The following is a 25,133-nucleotide window of genomic DNA, read 5'->3' as shown; positions in this document are numbered from 1 at the left end:
TCAGCACTAACATCAAATCCGCAAAAGAGGCGCAGAATGGAACACGTACAGAATTATGTTAATGGGCAACTCATTCCTAGTCATAGCACCCGCTTTTCTCCGGTTTTTAATCCAGCGACGGGAAAACAGATACGCCAGGTAACATTAAGTACAGCCCATGAAGTTGAACAGGCAATTGAAGCCGCTCATCAGGCTTACAGTGAATGGTCTAAAGTTTCACCTCTCAAACGTGCTCGTGTCATGTTCCAGTTCAAAACATTACTGGAAGCCAATATAGACAAACTGGCGCGATTGATTTCAGAAGAACATGGAAAAATCTATTCAGACGCCATCGGTGAATTAACTCGCGGTCTGGAAGTCGTCGAGTTTGCCTGTGGCATTCCTCATCTACAAAAAGGTGAACATTCCGCTAATACCGGAACAGGCGTAGATAGCCATTCATTAATGCAGCCTTTAGGCGTTTGTGCCGGTATTACCCCTTTCAATTTCCCGGCAATGGTTCCTATGTGGATGTTTCCTATCGCATTAGCAACAGGGAATGCTTTCGTATTGAAGCCTTCAGAAAAAGATCCTTCTCTTGCGATTGAATTAGCATTGCTGCTTAAACAATCCGGTTTACCCGATGGCGTATTTAATGTTGTCAACGGCGATAAAGAAGCCGTCGATATACTGCTCACTGATCCACGCGTGCAAGCTGTCAACTTTGTCGGTTCGACACCTGTCGCTGAATATATCTACACTACCGCCTCTGCTCATGGGAAACGCTGTCAGGCTCTCGGCGGCGCAAAAAATCACTGTATTCTGATGCCAGATGCCGACCTTGATATGGCTAGCAGCGCTATTGCAGGTGCGGCATTTGGCGCCGCCGGCGAACGCTGCATGGCGCTATCTGTCGTCTTGGCGGTTGGAGATGAAACGGCGGATGCGTTAATTGAAAAATTACGTCAACAGATCAGCAAAATATCTGTCGGTCCCGGTATTACCGAAACTAAAGAAAACGATATGGGCCCCGTTATCTCCGCCCAACACCAAGCTAAAATCTGTGATTACATCGACAGTGGCGAAAAACAGGGGGCGAGCTTGTTAATTGATGGCCGTCAACTCAAGGTTCCCGGTTATGAAAATGGCTATTTTATTGGCCCGACCCTATTCGATAACGTCACGCCAGATATGAAAATCTATCAAGAAGAGATCTTCGGCCCTGTTCTGTCAATTGTTCGAGTACCCGATTATGCCACCGCGCTGACATTAATTAACTGCCATCAATATGGTAATGGTACTGCGATATTCACCCGCGACGGAGAAACCGCCCGCCAGTTTAGCGAAGATGTACAAACGGGTATGGTAGGCATCAATATCCCCATTCCGGTACCAATGGCCTTCCACAGCTTCGGCGGCTGGAAACGCTCAATTTTCGGTCCACTTAACGTTCACGGTAATGATGGCGTCCGCTTCTACACCCGCATGAAAACCGTTACCAGCCGCTGGCCGGCAAGTATCAGGTTAGAACATCATTCCAGCAGTTTTGTGATGCCAACAATGGAATAAAATGGAGTTCTGTAACATGAACAAATCAACAATGACAACAGCTCAAGCATTGGTGAAATTCCTAAACCAACAATATGTGGAAGTAGACGGTGAGCAATACCCATTCATCAGAGGAATTTTTACCATCTTCGGTCACGGTAATGTTGTCGGATTAGGGCAAGCACTGGAGCAAGATCCCGGTCACTTGACCGTTTACCAAGGATGCAACGAGCAAGGCATGGCCCATATCGCCACAGGCTTTGCTAAACAGAAAAAGCGCAAACAGATTTTCGCCGTCACATCATCCGTTGGCCCAGGCTCCGCCAATATGGTCACCGCTGCGGCAACTGCCACCGCTAATCGTATTCCTCTGTTGTTACTACCCGGCGATCTCTTCGCCTGCCGTCAACCTGACCCGGTTTTACAGCAAGTTGAACAGTTCCATGACTATACTATCAGCACCAATGACTGTTTCCGTCCTGTTTCTCGTTACTGGGATCGTATCTCCAGACCAGAGCAAATCATGAGCGCTATGATTAATGCGATGCGAGTTCTAACCGATCCCGCTGATACCGGTGCCGTCACAATCTGTTTGCCACAAGATGTTCAAGGCGAGATTTGGGATTTTCCTGACTATTTCTTCCAAAAACGCATCCATCGCATTGAACGCCGCCCCGCTTCTGCCGCCATGATTAACGATGCCGCGGCGCTCATAAATCGCAAGAAAAAACCCTTGCTCATCTGTGGTGGCGGAGTGCGCTATTCAGAAGCACATAACGTTTTTCGTCAGTTCGCAGAACACTTCAATATTCCTTTTGCTGAAACACAGGCAGGTAAAAGCGCCGTAATTGCCGACCATCCCCTTAATTGTGGCGGTTTAGGCACAACAGGCTGTCTTGCGGCCAACCTGATAGCCAAAGAAGCCGATTTGATTATTGGCGTTGGCACCCGGTTTACTGATTTCACCACCGCATCCAAATCGCTATTTCAGCATCCAGAAGTTGAATTTCTTACTATCAACGTCGCGGAATTCGACGCCTGTAAACTGGATGCAATCCCCGTGGTATCAGACGCCCAAGCAGGGTTAAAGGCTATTGCAGAACAACTTACTCAATTGCATTATCGCAGTGGTTATCAAGACGAGATTCATCAGGCGCGGGAGGCATGGCGAAAAGAGTTAAATCGTCTGTTCGAAATTGAATATCAGGCGGATTTCACACCAGAAATCCCCGGTCATCTTGATGATAAACTGGCAGAGTACAGCCAGACATTACAAACCCGCCTGGCACAAACCAGAGTATTGGGATTATTAGACAAATATCTTGAGCCCGAAGCGATTATTGTTGGCGCATCAGGTTCCCTCCCCGGCGACTTACAGCGATTATGGCAACCCAAACAGCCGGATACCTATCATCTTGAGTATGGCTATTCCTGTATGGGCTATGAGATAGCCGCTGCTATTGGCGCTAAAATAGCCTGCCCCGACCAACCGGTTTATGCCATAGTTGGTGATGGCGCTTATATGATGCTTCATTCAGAGCTGCAAACCGCAATACAGGAAAACATCAAAATCACCGTGTTACTGTTTGATAACGCAGGATTTGGCTGTATCAATAACCTGCAAATGAGCCAAGGAATGGGCAGTTTCGGAACAGAAAATCGTTACCGTAACCCAGAAAGCGGCAATATGGATGGCAAATTGATTAAAGTCGATTTCGCCAAAAATGCGGAAAGCTACGGCTGCAAAAGTTACCGAGTCCACGATGAGCAACAACTGCTTTATGCGTTACAGGAAGCCCAAAAACAGACCATACCGGTACTCATAGATATCAAAGTGCTGCCTAAAACGATGACGCATGATTATGAATCATGGTGGCGTGTAGGGACGGCACAGATAGCGAAAAATCCAGCGATAGAATCTGCTGCAAACAAAATAAAGGAGATGGTTGCAACCAAAGTACGCCAATATTAAAAAGTGATGGCCTGTAAGATAGCAGGCCATTTTCCCCTCCTTAATCACTTTTAATGCTGTTTTTGGAATTTTTATTCCAATAATAAATGACTTTTTTCCTTCCCCAATCTCTATGACCAGACGTAGTAACCACTTAGCCAAATACCTATTATAATTTGTTTTTAAAAGACAAATATCTCAATTCATCCAGCAGCAATCTTACTTTACGTGATCTAATTAACACAAATTTAATATTGTTATTAACAAAATGCTACGCCGCACTCAAAAATATAATTTCTAAAAATTAACAAATTGAAATAAATGTTTTATTTGATATATTTTAAAGTATCTCATAAGCAGATACTCAGGTATCAAGGAGCATCCATGTTCAACATTGCATTATTTGGCGCCGGACGAATTGGACAAGTACATGCAGGGAATATCTCTCATCATAAAGACACTTCTCTTTATTCCGTTGTCGATCCACATCAGAAAAGTGCTGAAATTTTAGTACAGAAATACCAAACAAAAAGACAAACTATTGAACAGGCAATGTCTGATCCTGAAATAGATGGTGTTCTTATCGCTTCAGCAACAGATACTCATGCAGACCTGATTGAACTCGCAGCAAAACATCATAAAAAAATCTTCTGTGAAAAACCGGTTCATCTTGATATTGAACGTGTTCGTCAATGCCTTGAAACTGTTAAACAGCATCAGGTTCCCTTATTTGTTGGCTTTAACCGTCGTTACGATCCGCAATTCCGCCGAGTAAAAACACTATTTGACGCCGGCGCAATAGGAAAAGCCGAATCTCTGCTGATTATTTCCCGTGATCCCTCTCCTCCTTCTGCCGAATATGTCAAAGTTTCTGGTGGTATGTTCCGGGATATGACAATACACGACTTCGATATGGCACGTTTTATTATTGGCGAGGAACCCTGCTCGATCTACGCTCAAGGCAGTAATCTGGTTGATCCAGCAATTGGGCAAGCGGGTGATATCGATACCGCCTTTATCGTTATGAAATTCCCATCAGGGGCAATGGCAACCATTACCAACAGCCGCCGTTCCGGATATGGTTATGACCAACGGATTGAATTACATGGTGAAAAAGGACTACTTAGCGCCGGCAACATCAAAGAAAATAGTGTTGAACTCTGGGAAAATAGTGGTTGCTTAACAGCCAAGCCAGAGCATTTCTTCCTGCAACGTTACCGGGAAGCTTACATTGCTGAATGGGATCATTTTGTCGATGTTATGGCTGGTCGCACCACACCAGAATGTAGCGGCGCTGATGGCGAACAGGCACTTTATCTGGCCGATAAAGCGCTCGAATCCCTACATTCAGGTAAAGAAATCAGATTATAAACCAGACCCACATCTCTGAATAACTGACTCACATTTATTTTCACCATAAAAACGGGAAAGGCCGCTTTCCCGTCAGCATATCGCTGCCTGAAAATAGTCAATCAGGCTTGGAGGATAGTATGTTAGCTTTTCTCTCATTTATTGGTTTTACCCTATTAGTGGCTGGCTTCGCTTATTACAAAACCCATAATGCTCGTTTGACAGAATCTACTGAAGGCTATTTTCTTGGCGGACGATCTCTCACAGGGGTTTATATTGGCAGCTCTATGTTGCTAATGAACCTGTCCACGGAACATTTAATCGGTTTAAATGGATTAGCATTCCGAACCGGATTTATCGTTATGGCTTGGGAAGTGATAGCCGCTGTGACCATCGTTCTATTTGCTATTTATTTCCTGCCTAAATATCTGAAACTTGGTATTTCAACCATCCCGGAATATCTTGAACGCCGATTTGATAAAAATACGCTGCTTATTACTTCAATTCTTTTCCTGGCTATGTATATCATTTCACTACTCCCCATTGTGCTATATACCGGCGCGATTGCATTGGAAAGTCTATTTCAGGTTTCCCATGTATTCAGTATTGATAAAACTACGGCACTATGGATTATAGTTTGGGGCGTTGGTGGATTAGGTGCGGTCTATGCCATCTTTGGCGGTATTAAAGCCATTGCCGCCGCAGATACTATTAACGGCGTTGGCTTAATCGTTGGCGGATTAATGGTAACCATTTTTGCCTTACTCTATGTTGGCAATGGCAATGCATGGCAAGGATTAGTTGAAGTTTATCAATCTAATCCTGATAAATTTAACTCCATCGGCAGCGAAGATTCGCTGGTTCCTTTCTCCACGCTATTTACCGGCCTAATTGTTTCCAATATGTTTTTTTGGTGTACCAATCAATCCATTGTTCAGAAAGCCCTTGGCGCAAAAAATCTCGCCGAAGGACAAAAAGGGGTCATGTTGTGCGCTTTACTTAAACTCATCATGCCATCTATTATTATTCTGCCGGGCATTATTGCTTTCCATATATTCAAAGGACAAATAGATAATCCAGATAACGCCTATCCAGAATTAGTACACTTAATTCTGCCGGAAGTCTTGGTTGGTTTCTTTGCCGCTGTAGTTGTCGGAGCAGTATTTTCCACATTCAGCGGAGGACTTAATTCATCTGTGACATTGTTTATCGTTAATATTTACAAACAACGAATTAACCAGAATGCCACCGAAATTCAAACCGTCGCGATGAGTAAATATCTGGGAATCGGGTTAGCGTTAATCACTATGATCGTCGCACCGTTAGTCGCTAATGCACCGGATGGCCTGTTTTATCTCATTCAACAATTACAGGGGATTTTTAACGCGCCAATTCTCAGCGTGGTATTAGTCGGCCTGATGACTAAACGAGTGCCGCCTATTGCCGCTAAACTTGGCCTATTATTCGGTATGTCTGCCTATATTATCTGTAATTTCATTTTAAAAATTAACCTGCACTTTTTTCATCTGGTTGGCATTTTATTTGTTCTCAATATTATTTTTATGCTGGTTATTGGTTATTTTTTTCCAGCTAAACCATTCGAAGATATTTATACCAAACAGGTAAATATTACACCTTGGTCTATGGTAAAACCAGTGGCATGGTTAATTACATTGTGCTCAATCTCTATGTACATATTTCTCGCACATAATGTTCCCAAGGTAATCATGATTACTTATTACCTGTTTGCTGCATTAATACTATCTTATGCGCTATACCAGATAGGTAAAACATTATTCAGGAAGTTTGTGATAAATAGTACGCCCCAAAAAACTGAATAAAGATAACTCACTGACTTTATTACTCCAACATTATTATCAGAATAACCGACTACCAGGATTTCCCTGCACCCCATATTCGAAAGAGGAAATCCTGGATATAGCGACTCCTTCTTTTAACCAACACACGCTCCATATATACCAAACCATAAATGAAACAAAAATTCTAATATTCCATTTTTTCTGCTCTTACCTCTGAATGGTACCCAACTCATTAGCAAATTAACCCTATATAACGCGATGTTAGCTAAAAAACCCTTATCAGATCACAACTTGAAATTAATATTTTCATTTAAGTTGAAAATGAAACAAATGTTTCCTATAACAGATATACGACAACAACCAAGGCTAACTGGCAAACACTAAAGAATTGACTGCAACAATAAACGACCTATCCGCTTCTATTTGGAGAAACCGCTATATGGAAGAGATTCGTATCGGCCTAATCGGTACTGGTTACATCGGACGCACCCATGCCATTGCTTACGCACAAGCGCCCACTGTTTTCCCTCTGGCAGGCAAACTAGTTTGTGAAATGGTAGCGGAAGTTTCTGCTGAACTCGCTGCAAGACGGTCTGAACAATTAGGTTTCCGGCGCTTTACTGATAATTGGCGCAAATTAGTATCAGATCCCGATATTCATGTTGTTGATATCTGCTCACCAAACTTCCTTCATAAAGAAATGGCTCTCGAAGCGATCAAACACGGGAAGCACGTTTATTGCGAAAAGCCGCTCGCACTAAACTCAACTGATGCAAAATTAATGGCAGAAGCCGCCAAAAAAGCCGGAGTGAAAACATTAGTCGGTTTTAACTACATGAAAAACCCTACCGCACAACTGGCTAAAGAGATCATTTCAAATGGTGAAATTGGTGAAATCATTCACTTCTACGGCACTCATAACGAAGATTATATGGCCGATCCATTTACCCCTATTCACTGGCACTGTTTCAAAGATAAAGCTGGATTAGGCGCATTAGGCGATCTTGCTGCCCATATCATCAATATGGCGCAGTACCTGATTGGTGATATCCAAACTGTTTGCGCAGACATGACCACTGTCATCAAACAACGCCCGGAAAAAACCGGTTCTAACATTATGGTTGCGGTAGAAAACGAAGATCAAGCACATGCGATGGTGCGTTTCGACGGCGGAGCAATGGGTATGATTGAAACCTCCCGTATTGCCTGCGGCCGCAAAATGGGTTTGAGCTACACCATTACAGGAACAAAAGGTGCTTTGAGCTTCACACAAGAAAGAATGGCCGAACTAAAACTTTACCGGCACGATGAACCGACGAACCGCCAAGGCTTTAAAACTATTCTTATTGGACCGGAACATCCTGACTATGCGCCATTCTGTCACGGTGCAGGTCACGGCATCGGCTTCAATGATCAAAAAACAGTGGAAATCAGAGATTTGATCAATGGCATCGCCAACAATAAAGAGATATGGCCGGATTTCACCGAAGGCTGGAAAGTCTCACGTATTCTGGATGCCATCGCTCGTTCTTATCAAGAGCAACGTTGGGTGAATGTCACTGAAATCAATTAATTTTTCTTATAAACGCTCCACTATCGGAGCTCAGCACAGCAACACTTGATGTTGTACTTAATAAGGAATTGTCTAATGGAGCAGCAAAAAGAATTTGATGTCATCTGCATGGGACGAATCGCCGTTGACTTTTACGGCCAACAAATCGGAGCACGTCTGGAAGACATGGGAAGTTTTGCCAAATACCTTGGGGGTTCTTCCGGTAATGTTGCCTATGGCACCGCTCGCCAGGGACTTAAATCCTCCATGCTAGCCAGAGTCGGTGATGAGCATATGGGACGTTTCCTTAGGGAAGAGTTGCAAAGTGTTGGCTGTGATACCAGCCATCTAACCATTGATAAAGAACGCCTTACGGCACTGGTGCTGCTAGGAATCAAAAATAAAACCACGTTTCCTTTGATCTTCTATCGTGATAACTGCGCCGATATGGCAATTACCCGTGATGATTTCAGTGAAGAATACATTGCATCAGCCCGTTGTTTAGCAATCACCGGAACACATCTTTCTCATCCTAACACTCGCGATGCCGTGCTGACGGCCCTCAACTACGCCCGCCGTAACCGTGTGAAAACAGTCATAGATATTGATTATCGCCCGGTACTTTGGGGGTTAACTTCTCTGGGAGATGGCGAATCACGTTATATCGCATCGGAACAGGTAACAGCTCAATTACAGGAAGTATTATCACTATTTGACCTGATTGTCGGCACAGAAGAAGAGTTCCACATTGCCGGTGGTTCCACAGATACTATCGAAGCACTACGCAACATTCGTAAACTCACATCTGCTGCATTGGTTTGCAAACGAGGATCACTGGGATGCTCTGTTTTTACCGCTGAAATCCCTAATTATCTGGATGATAGCATGACCATACAGGGCGTTCGTGTCGATGTGCTTAATGTACTCGGCGCAGGGGATGCTTTTATGTCCGGCCTGTTACGCGGCTATCTTAATAACGAAGGTTGGGAAAAAGCCTGCACCTACGCTAATGCTTGTGGCGCATTAGTCGTTTCTCGTCATGGGTGCGCACCGGCAATGCCGGATAAAACCGAGCTTGACAACTATCTATCACGCTCTAATCAAATATTACGCCCTGATTTAGATGAAACACTTAATCACCTCCACCGTATCAGCGCCCGTAAAAATCAATGGGACGAACTGTGCGTAATGGCATTTGATCATCGTATTCAATTTATTGAATTAGCCCGACAAGCAAATACCAGTATCAAGCGTATTTCATCATTAAAACACCTTCTATTGCGCGCCAGCCAGGAAGTTGCTACAGAAGCAGGGTTACAAGGAAAAATAGGCCTGTTATGTGACAGCACTTTTGGTCAAGATGTTTTAAACGAAATCACCGGTCAAGGCTGGTGGATAGGCCGCCCAATTGAGCTACCTGGCTCTCGCCCACTTAGTCTGGAACATGGCAACATCGGTTCTCAACTTATTGATTGGCCACTGGAACACATTGTCAAATGTCTGGTGTTTTTCCATCCAGAAGATGCTCACCCGCTCCGATTGGAACAAGAGAAAAAAATTCGGGAAATTTATGCCGCATGTTGTAAATCTGGTCACGAACTTTTACTGGAAGTGATCCTACCTGCGGAAATGCAACACTCAGATGAGTTCTATATTCGCGCTCTTAGACGCTTTTATAACCTTGGAATTAAACCGGATTGGTGGAAACTCCCACCTCTCAGTTCTGAAAGCTGGGACAGCATTAACTCTCTTATCCAACAGCGGGACCCTTATTGCCGTGGCGTCGTTATTCTTGGTCTTGATGCTTCACAAGAAGAACTGGAAATGGGCTTTAATGCCGCAGCCGGCAAATCTATCGTCAAAGGTTTTGCTGTCGGAAGAACCCTCTTTGGTCAACCATCCCTAAAATGGCTAAAAAATGAGATTGATGATAACCGTTTGATCCAGAAAATAAAAACCAACTATCACAACCTGATTAGCCTGTGGCGTCAGCGCGGATAGCAACATAATAAAATTATTTTATTCAACAGGAGCACCATCATGGCTGTTCAACTTGGTATCAACCCTCTGACCTGGACTAATGATGACTTACCCACTCTCGGCGCAGACACACCACTGGAAACCTGCTTAACAGAAGGCCGCCAAGCAGGTTTTACCGGCTTTGAATTGGGCCATAAATTTCCTCGTCAGGCCAACGTATTGGGCCCCATTCTTGACGCCCACAATCTCATGCTGGTATCTGGCTGGTACTCTGGCGAATTACTCACCCATTCAGTAGCAGAAGAGATTAAAGCGGCACAATCTCACCTGACCCTGCTGCGCGAATTGGGAGCTAATGTCATGGTATTTGCGGAAGTGACAAACTGCATTCACGGCGATCAAAACAAGCCAGTCCATCTTCGCCCTCAATTTCCGGCTAACCGCTGGCAAGAATACGGTGAAAAATTGACTGAATTTGCCCGTTACACCCAAGAACAGGGTGTTCAGATTGCTTATCACCACCACATGGGAACTGTCATCGAAACTGAGGAGGATGTTAATCATCTGATGGAAAATACCGGTGATGAAGTTGGATTGCTGCTGGATACCGGTCATTTAACCTTCGCTGGCGCTGATCCACTGGCTATCGCAGAGCGCTGGGCAAAACGCATTAATCATGTTCACTGTAAAGACATCCGTCCTGATGTACTCAACGATATAAAAAACCGTAAAACCAGTTTCCTTGATGCAGTATTGAGTGGTGTATTCACAGTACCGGGAGATGGTTGCGTTGATTATCCGGCAATTTTTCAAGTATTGAAGAAACAGAATTATCAAGGCTGGCTAGTAGTTGAAGCAGAACAAGATCCGGCTATTGCTCACCCACTCACCTATGCAACAATGGGTTATAACAACTTACATCAACTCGCTAGAGATGCAGGATTACTTTAATAGTCGCTGTTCGATTTATACAAAAGCAATGCTGAGGTAGGTAACATGTCCAAATTATTATCAAAATATCATGCACCGGATCAAAATAGACGAACTCAACATATCACACCAGAATCTGCCAACTGGAAGTATGTCCATTTTGATGTTTATGAGTTGGCATCGGGTGAAAAAATCACCTTACCCGCATCAGAAAATGAAACCTGTCTGGTTTTAGTGGCGGGAAAAGCCACAGTAACGACGCCACATCAACGATTTGAGCATATTGGCGATCGCATGCAGCCATTTGAACGCAAAAAGCCTTATGCCGTTTACATCACGGCGGGGGAATCTGTTGAAATTATTGCCGATACTGCTCTCGAACTCGCAGTATGCCAAGCACCGGGTAAAGGAAGCTACCCGACTCGACTGATTACGCCACAGGATATTGACGCAGAACAACGTGGAAATGGCTACAACCGACGCTATGTTCACAACATCCTACCGGATAACAAACCTGCTGATAGCTTGCTGGTGGTTGAAGTCTTTACCGATGAAGGCTGTACCAGTTCCTACCCTAGCCATAAACACGATACCAACAATGCGCCACAGGAAACCTATCTGGAAGAAACCTATTACCATCGCTTGAATCCATCTCAAGGGTTCTGCATGCAACGCGTCTATACCGATGACCGTTCACTGGATGAATCAATGGCTGTTTACAACAAAGATGTGGTAATGGTCCCCAAAGGCTATCACCCAGTAGCAACCATTGCCGGTTACGACAACTATTATCTCAACGTAATGGCCGGACCAACCCGTAAGTGGTTATTTACCTGGGAAAAAGACCATCAATGGGTTAATAGTGAAACGTATGCTCAAAAGCATAAGAATTAATGCTCATCAGGAAGAAAATAGGCTTCTTTATTTTAGATTTTAGCGCACTCGATTGAGTGCGCTGCTGCCTGTACGGCAGTGAACTGTTATATCCGAAAAGATTTTAGTAGATTCTGTTTCTAAGCTGCCTGTACGGCAGTGAACTACATCGGTGGCGGTGCAGAACTGGAATCGATTTTCTAAGCTGCCTGTACGGCAGTGAACAGTTCACAAATAGCGGCAAAACCACGCTCAATTTTCTAAGCTGCCTGTACGGCAGTGAACATATAGATGGTGTTGGAATATCCTTCCCTGATTTTCTAAGCTGCCTGTACGGCAGTGAACACAGGGGATTCATCATGACCATCGCAACTCTTTTTCTAAGCTGCCTGTACGGCAGTGAACTTGAGGCATGGGTATATCCTGATGATGCATTATTTCTAAGCTGCCTGTACGGCAGTGAACTTGGGGTTGTACTCATGCGATAGTCAGTAGATTTTCTAAGCTGCCTGTACGGCAGTGAACCTATCCTATCATTACCCAATTCATAAATTATATTTCTAAGCTGCCTGTACGGCAGTGAACATGAAGTAATGGACAGAAAACAAATCTCGTTTTTTCTAAGCTGCCTGTACGGCAGTGAACGGCCGTAAAGCCGTTGATGCGATTGAAGCGAATTTCTAAGCTGCCTGTACGGCAGTGAACGTGAATTTATATTATCTCCCGGAGAATTCAAATTTCTAAGCTGCCTGTACGGCAGTGAACATGCTTGAGAAAAATCATTGAACTGATTCATATTTCTAAGCTGCCTGTACGGCAGTGAACCTCCTAAAAATCAAAATGGGAAAACATCAGAATTTCTAAGCTGCCTGTACGGCAGTGAACGAAAACTGACTTTGCCAACGGTGATCATTTCATTTCTAAGCTGCCTGTACGGCAGTGAACAGTATTCTTTATAGCCCGAAGAGAGAGATAAATTTCTAAGCTGCCTGTACGGCAGTGAACTCTGTCGTCCCACGGCAAGAAGATGCAGATAATTTCTAAGCTGCCTGTACGGCAGTGAACTGTTAGATACTACCTTTAATTTACTGATTATTAAAGAACATAATGATAAAAAGCAGAAAAACCCTTTTTATTAGCAGCGGCTAATCCCTTAAATAAATCAATAAGTTATAATTAGCCGCAAAAAAAGGGTCAAAACCAAGGAATGGTAGCTGATGAACTTAATCCATAAGAACTGAAAACGCCTGACGCTGGGCTGTCTTGTATTGGCCCTTGTTCGACAAATAACGGAAAACTTTGTCCTGATGACAAGCTCTTAAGGTACAGAAACGGTAAATGAGTACGTTGCTCCTTGCTGATTGGAATACGTTGCCAAGCTTGCTCCTCCGTTAACCATCCTTTTTTAATCGAACGACGGCGAATCCTATCAACGTTGCTTTTTACCTGCATTCGGCTCACACGACGATATCGAGTATCTTGAGGGACCGGCTGGATATCAATCACCTCAGTATAATCCCTGAGCCCTTTTAACCAGGATAATGCTTGTAAGTCATTCAGCGCTTCGCTTGAACCGTGCATTCTCAGCGTGTCCCCCAACGTCTTCCCCGCACGAGGAAAACTGACACCAATACGCCCATTACCTACTTGCCCCAAGGCCCGATGCAGTTTAGCAAACAGCGCCGCCATAAGATCTTGTTGACTGAATTCAAGATCGGGAAGAACACGGATTTCAAGGTAATAATCCATTTGATCCCCTTATTCACCTTTTTCACCGAAAACACCGCCACGAATTAGCGTCGCCATAACATAGTGTTGTTGCTCTACTTCTGGTGTTTTTCCTTTAACAACCCAATTATCTAACAAAGTATAAAAATCCATTTTTACTTTAGGCTGACGATAAGCCTTACCACGACTAGTTACAGAACCATAGGGTTCAACCGCTATTGGACCAAGACCCAACTCCGTAGCGTCTGGGTACCACGTGTCAATAGTTCGGAGCGCATTACCTACTTTCTGCGAATGCAATGCGGCAATTTCATTTACTTGATACAACACTTTGCTTTTTTTACTGTTACTGTCGAGAACCAACTCTTGAGAAGGGAAAATTTCTTGCCCATGTCCCAAACGGACAAAAGCTTCAACGTTGAAAAATGTTGATCTATCGCCTGCCAATCCTTCCTCAATTTCGGCGGCAAGTTCAGCTAAGTTACCTTCTACCTTACCAAATGCACGTAAGCTGAAATCTTCGCAATCAAACTCCCACCATTTACCACTCTTACCACTTACACGAACCTTAATTTCTTCTGCTCCAACTCGGTTACGCCATAAGAACCGCCCATTCGCCAAATTTTCTGCATAGCGTGCAGCAAGCGTTTTGAAACCCTGTTCAGCAATATAACCGTTGATCACGTTTGCCAGTTCAGCTTGATAATCCTGATCGTTACACACTGATGGTGTTGAAAGATTACCTAAAACCCGTAATGTGAAACTGACTTTTAGGGTATCAGCGTCATAAGGCAATGCGGCAACATCGACACGTTGCAGGTTTGCTTTTTGAATCTCCGCATCCAATTTGGCCGGATCACTGGTTAAAGCGTTTTTTAAACGGTTGGAAATCGTCCCCCGGACAGCTTTTTCCTGAATAGCAATAGGTTGCCACTCTTCCGCTTTCTTCCAATGTTCCCAGTTTCCAGCAAACATTAAAGCATCAGAGTTAGAAAGTTTACGCTCAAATGCCAGTACAGAAGCCGTTTTAATAGTTGATTTAGACATGTAGATATCCTTCTTTAAATTAATTAGTCGATTATTCTTACTTTCTTATTGGGTTTGGATTGACGGGAAATAGTCTGTTGATTACAACACCTGTAGACACCCTCTCCCTCTTGATAGTCATAACACCAGAGTAACTGGCGAATATCATTAATACGATGCGGGCTTTTCCATTCACCTACCCCATAGATTGCTTCAACAAAACAAAATGGAGTCTTAGGATCACGGGTTTTATCTACTCTCCCGGCGGGATATAGCGGTGATATCGCCTGATAACCTGTCATTAGAGGAACTAAATATCCAGAACCTGGTTTAGGAATATATTCCCAATATGCAGGATCGCCAATTTCAGGTTGCTTATCATCCCGAACAGGAATAGCCCGCATTTTTATAGTTGAAAAATCAAGCCACGCATCAAGCATTTCTGCTTGAGGATTATCCTGTTTTAATTCTTCGTAGTGTTTAGCTAACAACTCAGAACGATCTAACAAGGCAAAACCCGGCAATAAACGACGCATTAACTTACGGGTTGCCTGCCCTTCCTGCGGAAAAGCAATAACATTGACTTTAGTAATTTCAGTAATAGTACCACCCGCCAGGCGCTGAGTTGGACATATTGCTAGTAAATATTTTTCCAATTCATTAGCCTCTGCATCGCCAGCAATTTCACCAGAACATTCTATTAATAAAGAAACTGTCATATGCATACGACCTTCTTCATTAATCGTTGCCGTTTTTGCTTCTTTGGTTAACGGATTGCGAGTTAATGCAAAAACTTTATCTCTAATTGGATCGGACCGATATGCATGAAGTTGGTGGTTATGGCAAATTACACCACAATTTTCCAGTTTTAGATTATGGCTTTTTTGTAGCTTACGTGAAATAGCATGAGTAAACCCAAGAAAGTGAGTGATTGCCGGAAAACCATAGGTTAAGCCAGTAATAGCATTAGCATTCTCTACTCGAATATGATGTAAAATAATTAAATGGCTCATAACGGTACCTCTGGCAATTCATCCTCAAACTCACGTAGCCGCTCTTTAAACACAGAAGCCCACTCACGACGCTCAGATAATCCCATTTCTAACCGCTCATGCTTCAAACTCTGATTCAGCCAGTAGCTAAAATCTGCGGCTATCTCTTTTTTCCAGTCACCACCTTCGCGTTCAAATTTAAACGTTTCATCTTGCTGACAACGATAAGGATCAAGCCAAAGCTGTTGAGCGCGTTTTAATTCACAATCTTCATTAGCACTCCAGCCTTTAATCTCAATCAAATTTTGTATGACGACGACATAGTTAAACAAAATATCAATAATTTCATCAATATATTCCTGACGACATTGCCGAATCTCTAATGTGCTTTCATATTTTCGTACACTTAACAAATATCGTTTCATCAGCCAAATAGTGCTACTGACTAATGATACAAACTCACAGTCCAGATCAAAAATAGACCTATGTTTCATCGGTGGTTTAGTCGTATTTCTCCATTCAGGAGCTGAACATGGTAAAAGATAGACTCGTCCACCCCGCATATTGTTAAGATAAGAGATAATTTGTGGCTTAGTGCTACCAAAGTACTGCACAGCAGTATTAGGATAACTCGCGATAGTTTCGGGACGCCAAAATTCTTCCTTTCTCGCTTTGTTAATTTCTTTAGATAATTCCCCAAAGCGTGCTTCAGTGATACGCTGATGCATGGTATGCGCCAGAGATGAAGAAAATAGTGGGCCTAATAAATGATATTTATCATAGCCAGCAGGAAAATAAAGCTGTTTCGCTAGTCTATGTGAAGAAAGTCGTTTATCTGATAAAACTTGACTAAACCCATTGATCCATAATTCAAGCTGCTGCTCATTTTTCGCCAGTTCAGCTAGTGCTGAATAGTCTGCCCGATTTATATTTGCCAGCAATGAATCACCTTCCCGATATTCTGTTAATAATAATCTCGCAATATCAAGAGCAGCCGCATTTCCCGCCGCATCTGTAACAGGTTTATCTAAAGCTGCCGTGGAAAGATATTTAATATCTTTTTTTACATTTGCTTTTGATTGTACCGCGAAAATACTGCTACCTCTTGCATCAGTATGGGTAAATTTCAGAACATGTGTCACTAAGCGGATTTGATCTACTCGGTTAACTGCATCATCCAGCCAATTTCTAACTTCATAGTGCTCTTCCAATTCATTACGCTGTTCATCTAACTCTTGTTTAACTAGCGAAATATCCTCCATAGAGGTTAGTTTTGCCAATTTTTTTTCAGCCTCTTTATCAAAAGCCTCCAGCTTTGATTGTTTACGACTTTCAATATAATCGACAATAAATCGACTCAATCCATTTTCATTCATAGGCTCTTACCTACCTTATCAAAATGATTATCTGGTTGCCTGCTAAATTTAGCACGAAAACACGACTTGGTTCATAACCACCGACCAATGAATACTCCAGCCCTACATTCATCACCCTAACTAGGGTATTTTAATTTATTCTGTTCATTCCTTTTACCAATATTTTGCCTCTGTATATTTCACAACAAAATACCTAAAAATCACCCTATTTTCACCCTAAATTATCACTGTAGTAATGAGAAATAGGGTATCAATCAAGTCATGGTATTAAACTTGTTTCTTCTACCAATTCAAGATAAATATATCCATGAAACATCTCATCATCAATGACATATTCATTAGATAGTTTATCTCTTTAAACGTTCAATTTATTTTAAAAAAAATCTCCCTTCTTTAAGTACTAGCGTTTTCCATCTCTAATCTCAATTCAAAACAATCAGCCACATTAAATCACTTCTCGCTCGGCCAGGTGGTTCAACGGCACCATTCGTTTGTGTAGCACACCGAACACAGCTAATTGCTGCTCATGTGCTCATGCACTACGTAATAAATGACATGGCTGGCATAGGGAAAACTCAAAATATCCGGTCCAATATCAGGCTTAGACTTGCCTAGGAAAGGAGTATCAGTGAGCAGGCTAATGGTTTTTCGTAGTTCCAACAGATATTTTTGTAATTGAGCTGTCCTCTATTGTTTCATGGTAAATCGGCAGATTTCGATCAGATCTCTTTGGACGTCCAGTGTTAAACGATAGAGGATCGGCATTATGTCTCTAGTTCATAAAAAAACGATTCCCCATCAACTAGGTTACCTTCTTCAATATCAGCTTTGGCTTGGATTGCTCTGGATTTCAAAAGCCGAAGTTTAAACGCCTCAATATTTTCATATTCATCCAGTGCTAGAACAACAGCAACCGACTTGCCGTTCTTGTTAATTTGGACTGGGACACACTGCGCTCTTAACAACATGTCACCAAATTGAGTTTTGGCTTCATCAGAAAGTGTATCCATATTTGTGACCTCTCTAATATCGTTCAATTTGTTTAGTATCATCGAACAACAATCACTAAGATCATTATCCATTATCTGTCAAAAAAAACATAATATGACTATGGTTATTTTTCCTAAAAACACCGCATATTATTCAGCTAACTTCTCTAAATACCCCTAAAAATGGGTGGTAGCGCCATGCTTCTCCACCATCCTTTTTCTTATCTTTTTCCTTATCTTTTTTCCTGAGGCAAATCTCACCAAAATGTAGGCTTACATTTTTTAATTCCATTTCATTAGTATCAGCTAAATTCTGGTAAATTGTCTCAGTATCAAGTTTAATCCAAGCACTCACACCTGGCGCAAACTCTAATTCTGGCACATAGTCAAATGCTTCACTCTCTTTTATCCCTGCCCAACCGCTGTCCAGAGCCACAAACTTCGCTTCTTCACCTTCTTCTTCAAGCCACAAATAATATAATTCGTCAGGTTCTGACTGACGAAACGGTTTATGACGTTGAAGTTCAGCACACCACGAAGCTTGTTTACGCCACCAAAGAGCTGAACAATAACTGTGCTCATTATCAGAGCCACCTTGAAGTTCTTCCCATAAACGTTGATGTTCAAGATCAACCAAATTTTCAAAAGGTGAACTATATCCAGCATTATCGCGTTCCTTTATTCTTGGCAATGCACTAATTAGTTCATATTGATAAGGCTCCAGTAATTCATGTAAATCATGGCTAGCAAGGCGATAATTTGTTGACTCAAACCCTGGGCGACAATAAGCCGGATGTTCTAAATTATTCGTTTTAAGTGCCTTATAGTTTTTTGCCAGAATATGCAAATTTGGCGCCCGAGGCTCTCTTTGCCGATGACGTTGAATACGCCCGGCAAGTTGTATCAATGAACGCATTGAGCTGGGTTCAGCAATACTCCAGTCATAATCATGATCCCGACCGACTTCAGCTACAGACGTGGCGAGTACGACAAAAATATGATGCTTCTCTGGCATATCCTCTAATACTTTACGAATTTCTGCCACCTGCCACAACGCTTCTTCATCATAACGTGTTAACGTTGAATCTAGTCGATGTTCAATATGAGAACGTATCGCCATAGGATGCTGACTGTGATAAACACAATAATGGACGTGCACATTTTCAGGAGATGGTATCTGCAATAACCGCTGTGCAACAGCAACTAGTGGATTGATGTTTGCCATACGGATTAAACCAATAGAAACAGTCTTACCCGATGAATGAATTTGGTGATGGTTCTCATGCAGTTTCTGCATGGATTTATGCATAGTTTCTGCCAAAGCCGTAATCACATATTCAATTTGATGGCTTTTGAGCTCAACCGATACCAACTCTGCTTTACGTAAGGGGACCATATTCTCTAACCGGACAAAGCGCTTATCAACAAAAGCTATATGCTGATCCCAGAATTGCTGTGCGTTAGTAACATCCCGTTGTGCCACATTATATTCATCAAACCAAGCGCAACAGATATTCACCAGAGCACCTGGCTGACCACATGCCAACTGGTAATCTTGACGTCCAGCCCGATAAGCATTGAACAATGTTTGAATCTGCGCAGGGGGTAACGTGGCAGATGAAAGCAATACCCGCGAACCTAATAACCCTGCCCAGTTCACTAGCCTACATAAAGCCGACAAATCGTTAATATCAAAATCATCGGGTTCATCTAACACTAAATCAGAAGTGAGCAATCTCAACATGGGTGCAATTTGCTTTCCACCACGAATACCCTCAGTGGCGGGAATTAAATGGTCGATGGTCGCTACTAGCACAGGTGCGCTAAGCAGCTTATTAAGTTTATTATCTTTCTCTTTATCTTGTTTATTATCTTTCCCTTTATCTTTACGTAGCCAGTGACTCAGACGCCCATCATCTAAGCTGCCGTCATATCTAACATATTGATGCTCTGCAAATAACTCTTCCGCGGATATGCTGCCTACATCAGGCTCAAGTTCCTTTTGATGAAATTGATGTAACTCTTTCACTGCTTGCGAGCCAATTAGTACCGCTAAATCATCTTCTTCTAAATGCAGTCTTTTACGTAATGCATCACCGGTTTGTAACGTTAACGTCCTTAGCCCCAAAGCGATAGAAAAACGGCATCCTTGTTTTTCATCAGCTAATCCATACATGATGCGTGCATTAGCAAAAGTTTTACCACAACCAGTAGAAGCCATGTTAATGCCAAAAAAGCCTTGTTCTACTGAACGCTCACGCAAAGCACACGCCACATCAAATGCCTGATCTTGCCAGCGATATTTTTCGTCTTTGCTACGTTGTTTAAATCCTTTATGCCGGGTAATCGCAGGTAGCGTTTTGCGAATATGTGGCAAGCTTCTCCCTAGTAATAAAGCATTCTGCCCAACACCAATATTGTGTTCATCTAACCGCTGCTTGCACTTGCCAGTGGTTCTATCAGTATTAGCAAATACATCATAGTTGACATCCTGCCAACCCAAGGTTGCAGACAATGATGAATAATGATGATCGGACAGCATTAAAACCAATCGAGACATATGACTGGTGAAACGCTGGTTCAGATTGCCATATTGCAATAATGATGTTGATTGCAGCGCTCTTCGCGCAAATTTTTGGGCTTTCTGACGCCAAATCTGACTGCGGATAGGGGTACCATTTGGGAATGTCCAAATATCACGCTTATCCTGATCACTCCAGCCCTCCTTATCCATGTTGGTTGAGTTCCACGATGGTTCTAAGTGGTTAGTCAACCAATTATCAATGTATTCCAATTGCGGTTCGTTTGGATAATTACTGTCATAAGAAGGATAAACAGGAAGACGATGATGAGAGAGGATTAGCCAAGCGACAGTAGTTGCCAATGGCGGTAAGTTAATAAAAGGGTTTACATAGGGCCCAATACCATCCTTAATCAAACGGGAAAGAATCTTGTCCTCATCACCAGACTCAATTTGACTCAACGAAGTCAGCCACTCCTTATCATTCTGCTTATCAACAAATGCCTGAAACAGCCGCAGAGATACCCATTCATGCCGATACGGTTGGAACCGTCCATCTCCCCTTAACCCTTGCTGGAACAACGCATTAGCTTTACCAAAATCATGGAATAGTCCGGCAATCGCTGCCAGCAAACTAATAGCTTCAACACTGTGCCAATGATTTTCATCCTGACTTTTTAGTACATCACGCTGTGTCGTATTAGTGGGTACAACTCCCCGCGAGTTAAAGCGTCGCAAATTCCCGACAATCCATAACAACTCAGTTTGGCCGCCACTTTTTATCCAATGGCAAGCAACCGCCGTATTACGGTGCGCTGTTTTACGCAACAATTTACGTAAAGTGTTTAAACCTTCTAGTGTGATAGCCGTTTGCCAAGTTCTATCACCTTTACGTTCAGCAAATTGATCCAAAATTCGGCGGGTTTCTGTTAGCGCGCGTTTGTTGCATTGAGAGACTAAAAGAATATTCATCGTGCCACCTGACTCAGTTGTTGAGCAGTTGTTTGCAAGGCATCAATCATGGTGTCTAATGCCTCAGCTTTTTGAAATCCACTAATACAACGTTGGCGAAATTCCTGTTCATCCTCTCCAGCCATTGCCGCAATAAATGCTTGTGGCAATACCAACGCATCTTTAATCAGATCAGCAACATCAAAAACCAAACCACCACGACGGGTTTTACCATGTAACACTGCCAGACCATGTGGTAAACCAATGACCCAAGTTGCAACAGCCGCCAATCCGTAAGCCAGATAATTACCATGATCAAGAAAACGGTTTGCCAAATCGACACCCCCACCGCGTTTTGTTCGGACAAAATCGCCATAACTCACTGCATTAGCTGCTAGTTTGTATAACGCTTTAGTCATCACAGCTTCTTGCGCCATCAACTCTTTATTATCGCGACAATTTGCAAGATTCTGCTCATAACGTGTGAGTAACGACAATAAACTCTCACGATTAAACATAAAAGAGTTGTCTCGAAGCATTCTACTACTTAACCAATGTTCACGGATTTGTGCAATGCGGATTTTTTGAAAAGCAATCGCTGCCGCCAATCGTTTTTCGTCATCAAACCAAAAACTCACCCAATCTTGTAAATACTCCGTAGGACGATATTCGCTTTGTGATGTCAGCCAAGATACATCAACTTCAATCTCATTAGCCGCAAATAGCGGTGTACCTCCACCACCACAAAAACCGACTAAAACACCCGCTTTAGCGAATTCACGCATTGCTGCCTGAGTAATAGAAGTACCCGTTCCCAACATAATAACGGTGGTATTTGCAATTGGGATATTCCAATACAGGGATTGTTTCCCCTCATCGGTAACATATTCAACCCGACCACCATTAACTAATACTCGGCAATATTGCAGGTAATAAATATTCGAGCGCTTGGAATGCAAAATAGTTTTAAGGTCACTCGGAGAAAAGTTGTTATCCATAATTTAAGAATTACCTAAATAATTAATTTCATTTATGGTAAATATTATGCATAAATTTCACACAAGTAAAACATCACAAATGTAAATCAAAAAAATTTACAATTCTTTACTAATTAATAACATAGTGCCTTCTCTAAACAGGAATAATTATACTCTCAGCTATCTATATGGCAGCCACTCGATAGTTTAGATAAGTAAGAAAACTTTCTATTTTTAAACTGCCTGTACGGCAGTGCACACTTGTGACCAATACCGTAGCCATTTCTGATTTTCTAAGCTGCCTGTACGGCAGTGCACCGGAAATAATAAAGGGAGTTTGTTATTAATCTTTTCTAAGCTGCCTGTACGGCAGTGCACATTGGGGGTTGCAGGTTGTTCGGGCGCTTTCATTTCTAAGCTGCCTGTACGGCAGTGCACAATAAAAAAATTATTTCATCAATTCCATAGTTTTTCTAAGCTGCCTGTACGGCAGTGCACCAGACTAAATACGATGGTGTCCGCGCATTACTTTTCTAAGCTGCCTGTACGGCAGTGCACGCATTGGGTTACTCCTGATGGATTCCCTGTGTTTTCTAAGCTGCCTGTACGGCAGTGCACATTATTGAAATCCAGACCCTGCTTAGCTCGCGTTTCTAAGCTGCCTGTACGGCAGTGCACCATAACCTGAGTTCGTCCATCTTTTCCCTGTTTTTCTAAGCTGCCTGTACGGCAGTGCACCTATTTCATTAAAGCCAAGTAAATTATTAATATTTCTAAGCTGCCTGTACGGCAGTGCACAATAGCTTACGCAAAGTATTTAAACCTTCCAATTTCTAAGCTGCCTGTACGGCAGTGCACGTGATGATAGTCATGCGGTTACCTCGAATAGTTTTCTAAGCTGCCTGTACGGCAGTGCACGGTGGAAATGGCTAGTTGCTGCTTAGCTCGCATTTCTAAGCTGCCTGTACGGCAGTGCACAAGATACACTGCGGCATCGACGCAATAGGTGTTTTCTAAGCTGCCTGTACGGCAGTGCACTGTTACATATTAACTTTAACCTGCTGATTTTTAAATAGCATAGCTATTAAGAAGTAAAAAACCCTTTTTATAAGCGATAATTAATTTATCCATAAAATCAATTAATTACAACTCACTTCAAAAAAAGGGTAAAAATTAAGGTAGCAGTAAAAACACCATCACATACTTAAGTCGTCTGTCCTAAGACCTATGCAGTAAGTAAGAATTGTTGTCTGTAAAATGTTCAATGATAATGAAACCACCCCACTGAACTCAGTCATCAGCAAAAATCAGTACCTCTTAATCTCGCAACCTTTTTCAAAGTTGGCATCATTCAACACACCTACAATTGCACTAATTCCACCAGGCGCTTAAATATTGAAAAGTTCAGTGTTACCCAATTTACCAAGTCTCCAATTCATATTTTCAGCAACATAATTAGCTTAATTAAAGATATAATCTATATCACTGTTATTACGAGATTGAATATAAACAATACAGATAAAAAATGATTATTTACCGCCACCATTTCAATCAAACTCCTCTACTCATGAGTTATTTTATTTCCATTCATTTATCTTATTAACTAATAAGGTTATAATGACTCATCTCCAGAATACACCACCGTTATATCAATCACTCATATATATCCGTCATCTTTCAAGTTGCCTCTTTGTTGGCTACGCTCACTCACCCCGGTCACATAGTTATCTATGCTCCCGGGGATTCGCTCCCTTCCCGTCGCGAAGCAACTTGAAATCCATAGGGTATAAACCATTTCAGTAGCCATTCCCATCATTGAATAAAAACATTAGATTATTTTCTCATGTGTCTCATATTTTACTCCATCTGAACAATAATGGATTATCTCTATCACTAAGGAAATGCCCTGAAAATATCAGAGCATTTTTTAAGTTAAACCCATTGTTCGCTATTAACGCCGTAGTATGGTGTAAGAAAATATCATGTTACGAAGATAATCATTATCAATTTTGTTATCAATAATTTCACCGGTCTCAAGAATCAATCGATGAGTTGGCTCTTTTGAGCAAAGAATCATAAGCCGCATTTTGTCTTTTATAAGCCAGCTATCATTGCTCGCCGGACTAAGCCAGTGAGACTTGATCAAAATATTACCCTGACTATCACAAGGCATTTCATTAAATTTTACCGTCCAGTTAGCATCAATCTCAGCTTTTTTATTGATAGGTCCATTCTCACCTTTAATATCAATAGAACCATAAAATAAGAAGTCACCATCAACAAGGTGAACTTTACCGTCACTCCATCTTGAATATCCTAATCCAATATTTTTAGGGATATTTACCAACGTTTGATATTGAACACCTTTAATTGAATACATCATGTTTCAATCCTCTTTGGTATAGTTACTGTATGAAAATAAAATTCAACCTCTACGGACTTAATTAATAACCACAATATTATTACTCTATGAATAAATAATTTCATATACCCGTCATCTTTCAAGTTGCCTCTTTGTTGGCTGCACTCACTCACCCCGGTCACATCGTTATCTATGCTCCCGGGGATTCGCTCCTTTGCCGTCGCGATG

18 protein-coding genes and 2 CRISPR repeat arrays are annotated in these 25,133 nt (G+C 42.2%); of the genes, 8 read left to right on the top strand and 10 right to left on the bottom strand.

The window, feature by feature from the left end:
* Positions 1-36: 36 nt before the first annotated feature.
* The 8 genes from V2H77_RS07445 to iolB all read left to right on the top strand — a co-directional run bounded on the left by V2H77_RS07445 (position 37) and on the right by iolB (position 12,004).
* Entirely contained in the window at positions 37-1,548 is a 1,512-nt protein-coding gene (locus tag V2H77_RS07445) for a CoA-acylating methylmalonate-semialdehyde dehydrogenase (RefSeq protein WP_341498303.1), read from the top strand.
* A 16-nt stretch (positions 1,549-1,564) separates the two neighbouring features.
* Positions 1,565-3,499: a 3D-(3,5/4)-trihydroxycyclohexane-1,2-dione acylhydrolase (decyclizing) gene (gene iolD, locus V2H77_RS07440; RefSeq protein ID WP_341498302.1), complete on the top strand. Its 1,935-nt coding sequence runs from the start codon at positions 1,565-1,567 to the stop codon at positions 3,497-3,499.
* Positions 3,500-3,862: 363 nt separating this feature from the next.
* The gene (iolG, locus tag V2H77_RS07435) at positions 3,863-4,849 is read left to right on the top strand and encodes an inositol 2-dehydrogenase (RefSeq protein WP_341498301.1); all 987 of its coding nucleotides are present in this window, start codon (positions 3,863-3,865) and stop codon (positions 4,847-4,849) included.
* A 119-nt stretch (positions 4,850-4,968) separates the two neighbouring features.
* Entirely contained in the window at positions 4,969-6,669 is a 1,701-nt protein-coding gene (locus tag V2H77_RS07430) for a solute:sodium symporter family transporter (protein WP_341498300.1), read from the top strand.
* 418 nt (positions 6,670-7,087) lie between these two features.
* Positions 7,088-8,221 carry a Gfo/Idh/MocA family protein gene (locus tag V2H77_RS07425; RefSeq protein ID WP_341498299.1) on the top strand — a complete coding sequence of 378 codons (1,134 nt, stop codon included), beginning with the start codon at positions 7,088-7,090 and terminating at the stop codon, positions 8,219-8,221.
* A gap of 75 nt (positions 8,222-8,296) precedes the next feature.
* The gene (locus V2H77_RS07420; protein WP_341498298.1) at positions 8,297-10,201 is read left to right on the top strand and encodes a bifunctional 5-dehydro-2-deoxygluconokinase/5-dehydro-2-deoxyphosphogluconate aldolase; all 1,905 of its coding nucleotides are present in this window, start codon (positions 8,297-8,299) and stop codon (positions 10,199-10,201) included.
* Positions 10,202-10,240: 39 nt separating this feature from the next.
* Positions 10,241-11,131, top strand: coding sequence for a myo-inosose-2 dehydratase (iolE, locus tag V2H77_RS07415; RefSeq protein WP_341498297.1), 891 nt, complete (start codon positions 10,241-10,243; stop codon positions 11,129-11,131).
* Between the two features lie 45 nt (positions 11,132-11,176).
* Entirely contained in the window at positions 11,177-12,004 is an 828-nt protein-coding gene (gene iolB / locus V2H77_RS07410; protein WP_341498296.1) for a 5-deoxy-glucuronate isomerase, read from the top strand.
* Positions 12,005-12,060: 56 nt separating this feature from the next.
* A CRISPR array of direct repeats spans positions 12,061-13,048; the repeat unit is 28 nt; unit sequence TTTCTAAGCTGCCTGTACGGCAGTGAAC.
* Positions 13,049-13,177: 129 nt separating this feature from the next.
* Here iolB and cas6f read toward each other — a convergent pair.
* The 10 genes from cas6f to V2H77_RS07360 all read right to left on the bottom strand — a co-directional run.
* Positions 13,178-13,732, bottom strand: a complete 555-nt coding sequence (gene cas6f / locus V2H77_RS07405) for a type I-F CRISPR-associated endoribonuclease Cas6/Csy4 (RefSeq protein WP_341498295.1) — start codon at positions 13,730-13,732, stop codon at positions 13,178-13,180.
* Positions 13,733-13,741: 9 nt separating this feature from the next.
* Positions 13,742-14,758 carry a type I-F CRISPR-associated protein Csy3 gene (gene csy3 / locus V2H77_RS07400; protein WP_341498294.1) on the bottom strand — a complete coding sequence of 339 codons (1,017 nt, stop codon included), beginning with the start codon at positions 14,756-14,758 and terminating at the stop codon, positions 13,742-13,744.
* Positions 14,759-14,781: 23 nt separating this feature from the next.
* Entirely contained in the window at positions 14,782-15,750 is a 969-nt protein-coding gene (gene csy2 / locus V2H77_RS07395; protein ID WP_341498293.1) for a type I-F CRISPR-associated protein Csy2, read from the bottom strand.
* A complete protein-coding gene (csy1, locus tag V2H77_RS07390; RefSeq protein WP_341498292.1) occupies positions 15,747-17,105 on the bottom strand; it encodes a type I-F CRISPR-associated protein Csy1 in 1,359 nt (452 codons plus the stop codon). The genes csy2 and csy1 overlap by 4 nt, the downstream gene beginning before the upstream one ends.
* A 513-nt stretch (positions 17,106-17,618) precedes the next feature.
* Positions 17,619-17,765 carry a type II toxin-antitoxin system RelE/ParE family toxin gene (locus V2H77_RS07385; protein WP_244161507.1) on the bottom strand — a complete coding sequence of 49 codons (147 nt, stop codon included), beginning with the start codon at positions 17,763-17,765 and terminating at the stop codon, positions 17,619-17,621.
* A 104-nt stretch (positions 17,766-17,869) separates the two neighbouring features.
* Positions 17,870-18,115: a type II toxin-antitoxin system Phd/YefM family antitoxin gene (locus V2H77_RS07380; protein WP_049582180.1), complete on the bottom strand. Its 246-nt coding sequence runs from the start codon at positions 18,113-18,115 to the stop codon at positions 17,870-17,872.
* Between the two features lie 133 nt (positions 18,116-18,248).
* Positions 18,249-21,587, bottom strand: a complete 3,339-nt coding sequence (gene cas3f, locus V2H77_RS07375; protein ID WP_341498291.1) for a type I-F CRISPR-associated helicase Cas3f — start codon at positions 21,585-21,587, stop codon at positions 18,249-18,251.
* A complete protein-coding gene (gene cas1f, locus V2H77_RS07370; RefSeq protein ID WP_341498290.1) occupies positions 21,584-22,564 on the bottom strand; it encodes a type I-F CRISPR-associated endonuclease Cas1f in 981 nt (326 codons plus the stop codon). Before cas1f ends, cas3f begins: the two co-directional genes overlap by 4 nt.
* Positions 22,565-22,774: 210 nt before the next feature.
* Positions 22,775-23,581: a CRISPR direct-repeat array (repeat unit 28 nt; unit sequence TTTCTAAGCTGCCTGTACGGCAGTGCAC).
* 913 nt (positions 23,582-24,494) lie between these two features.
* On the bottom strand, positions 24,495-24,926 hold the full coding sequence (locus V2H77_RS07365; RefSeq protein ID WP_341498289.1) for a hypothetical protein: 432 nt from the start codon (positions 24,924-24,926) through the stop codon (positions 24,495-24,497).
* Positions 24,923-25,133, bottom strand: a 211-nt coding sequence (locus V2H77_RS07360; protein WP_341498288.1) for a hypothetical protein, incomplete at its 5' end; no start/stop codon positions are given. The genes V2H77_RS07360 and V2H77_RS07365, both read right to left, overlap by 4 nt.

Origin of the sequence: Photorhabdus sp. P32 (assembly GCF_038085095.1) — a bacterium.
Taxonomy (GTDB): Bacteria; Pseudomonadota; Gammaproteobacteria; order Enterobacterales; family Enterobacteriaceae; genus Photorhabdus; species Photorhabdus luminescens.
The sequence above is the reverse complement of the archived record's forward strand: the minus strand, read 5'-3'. Positions and strand labels throughout refer to the sequence as shown.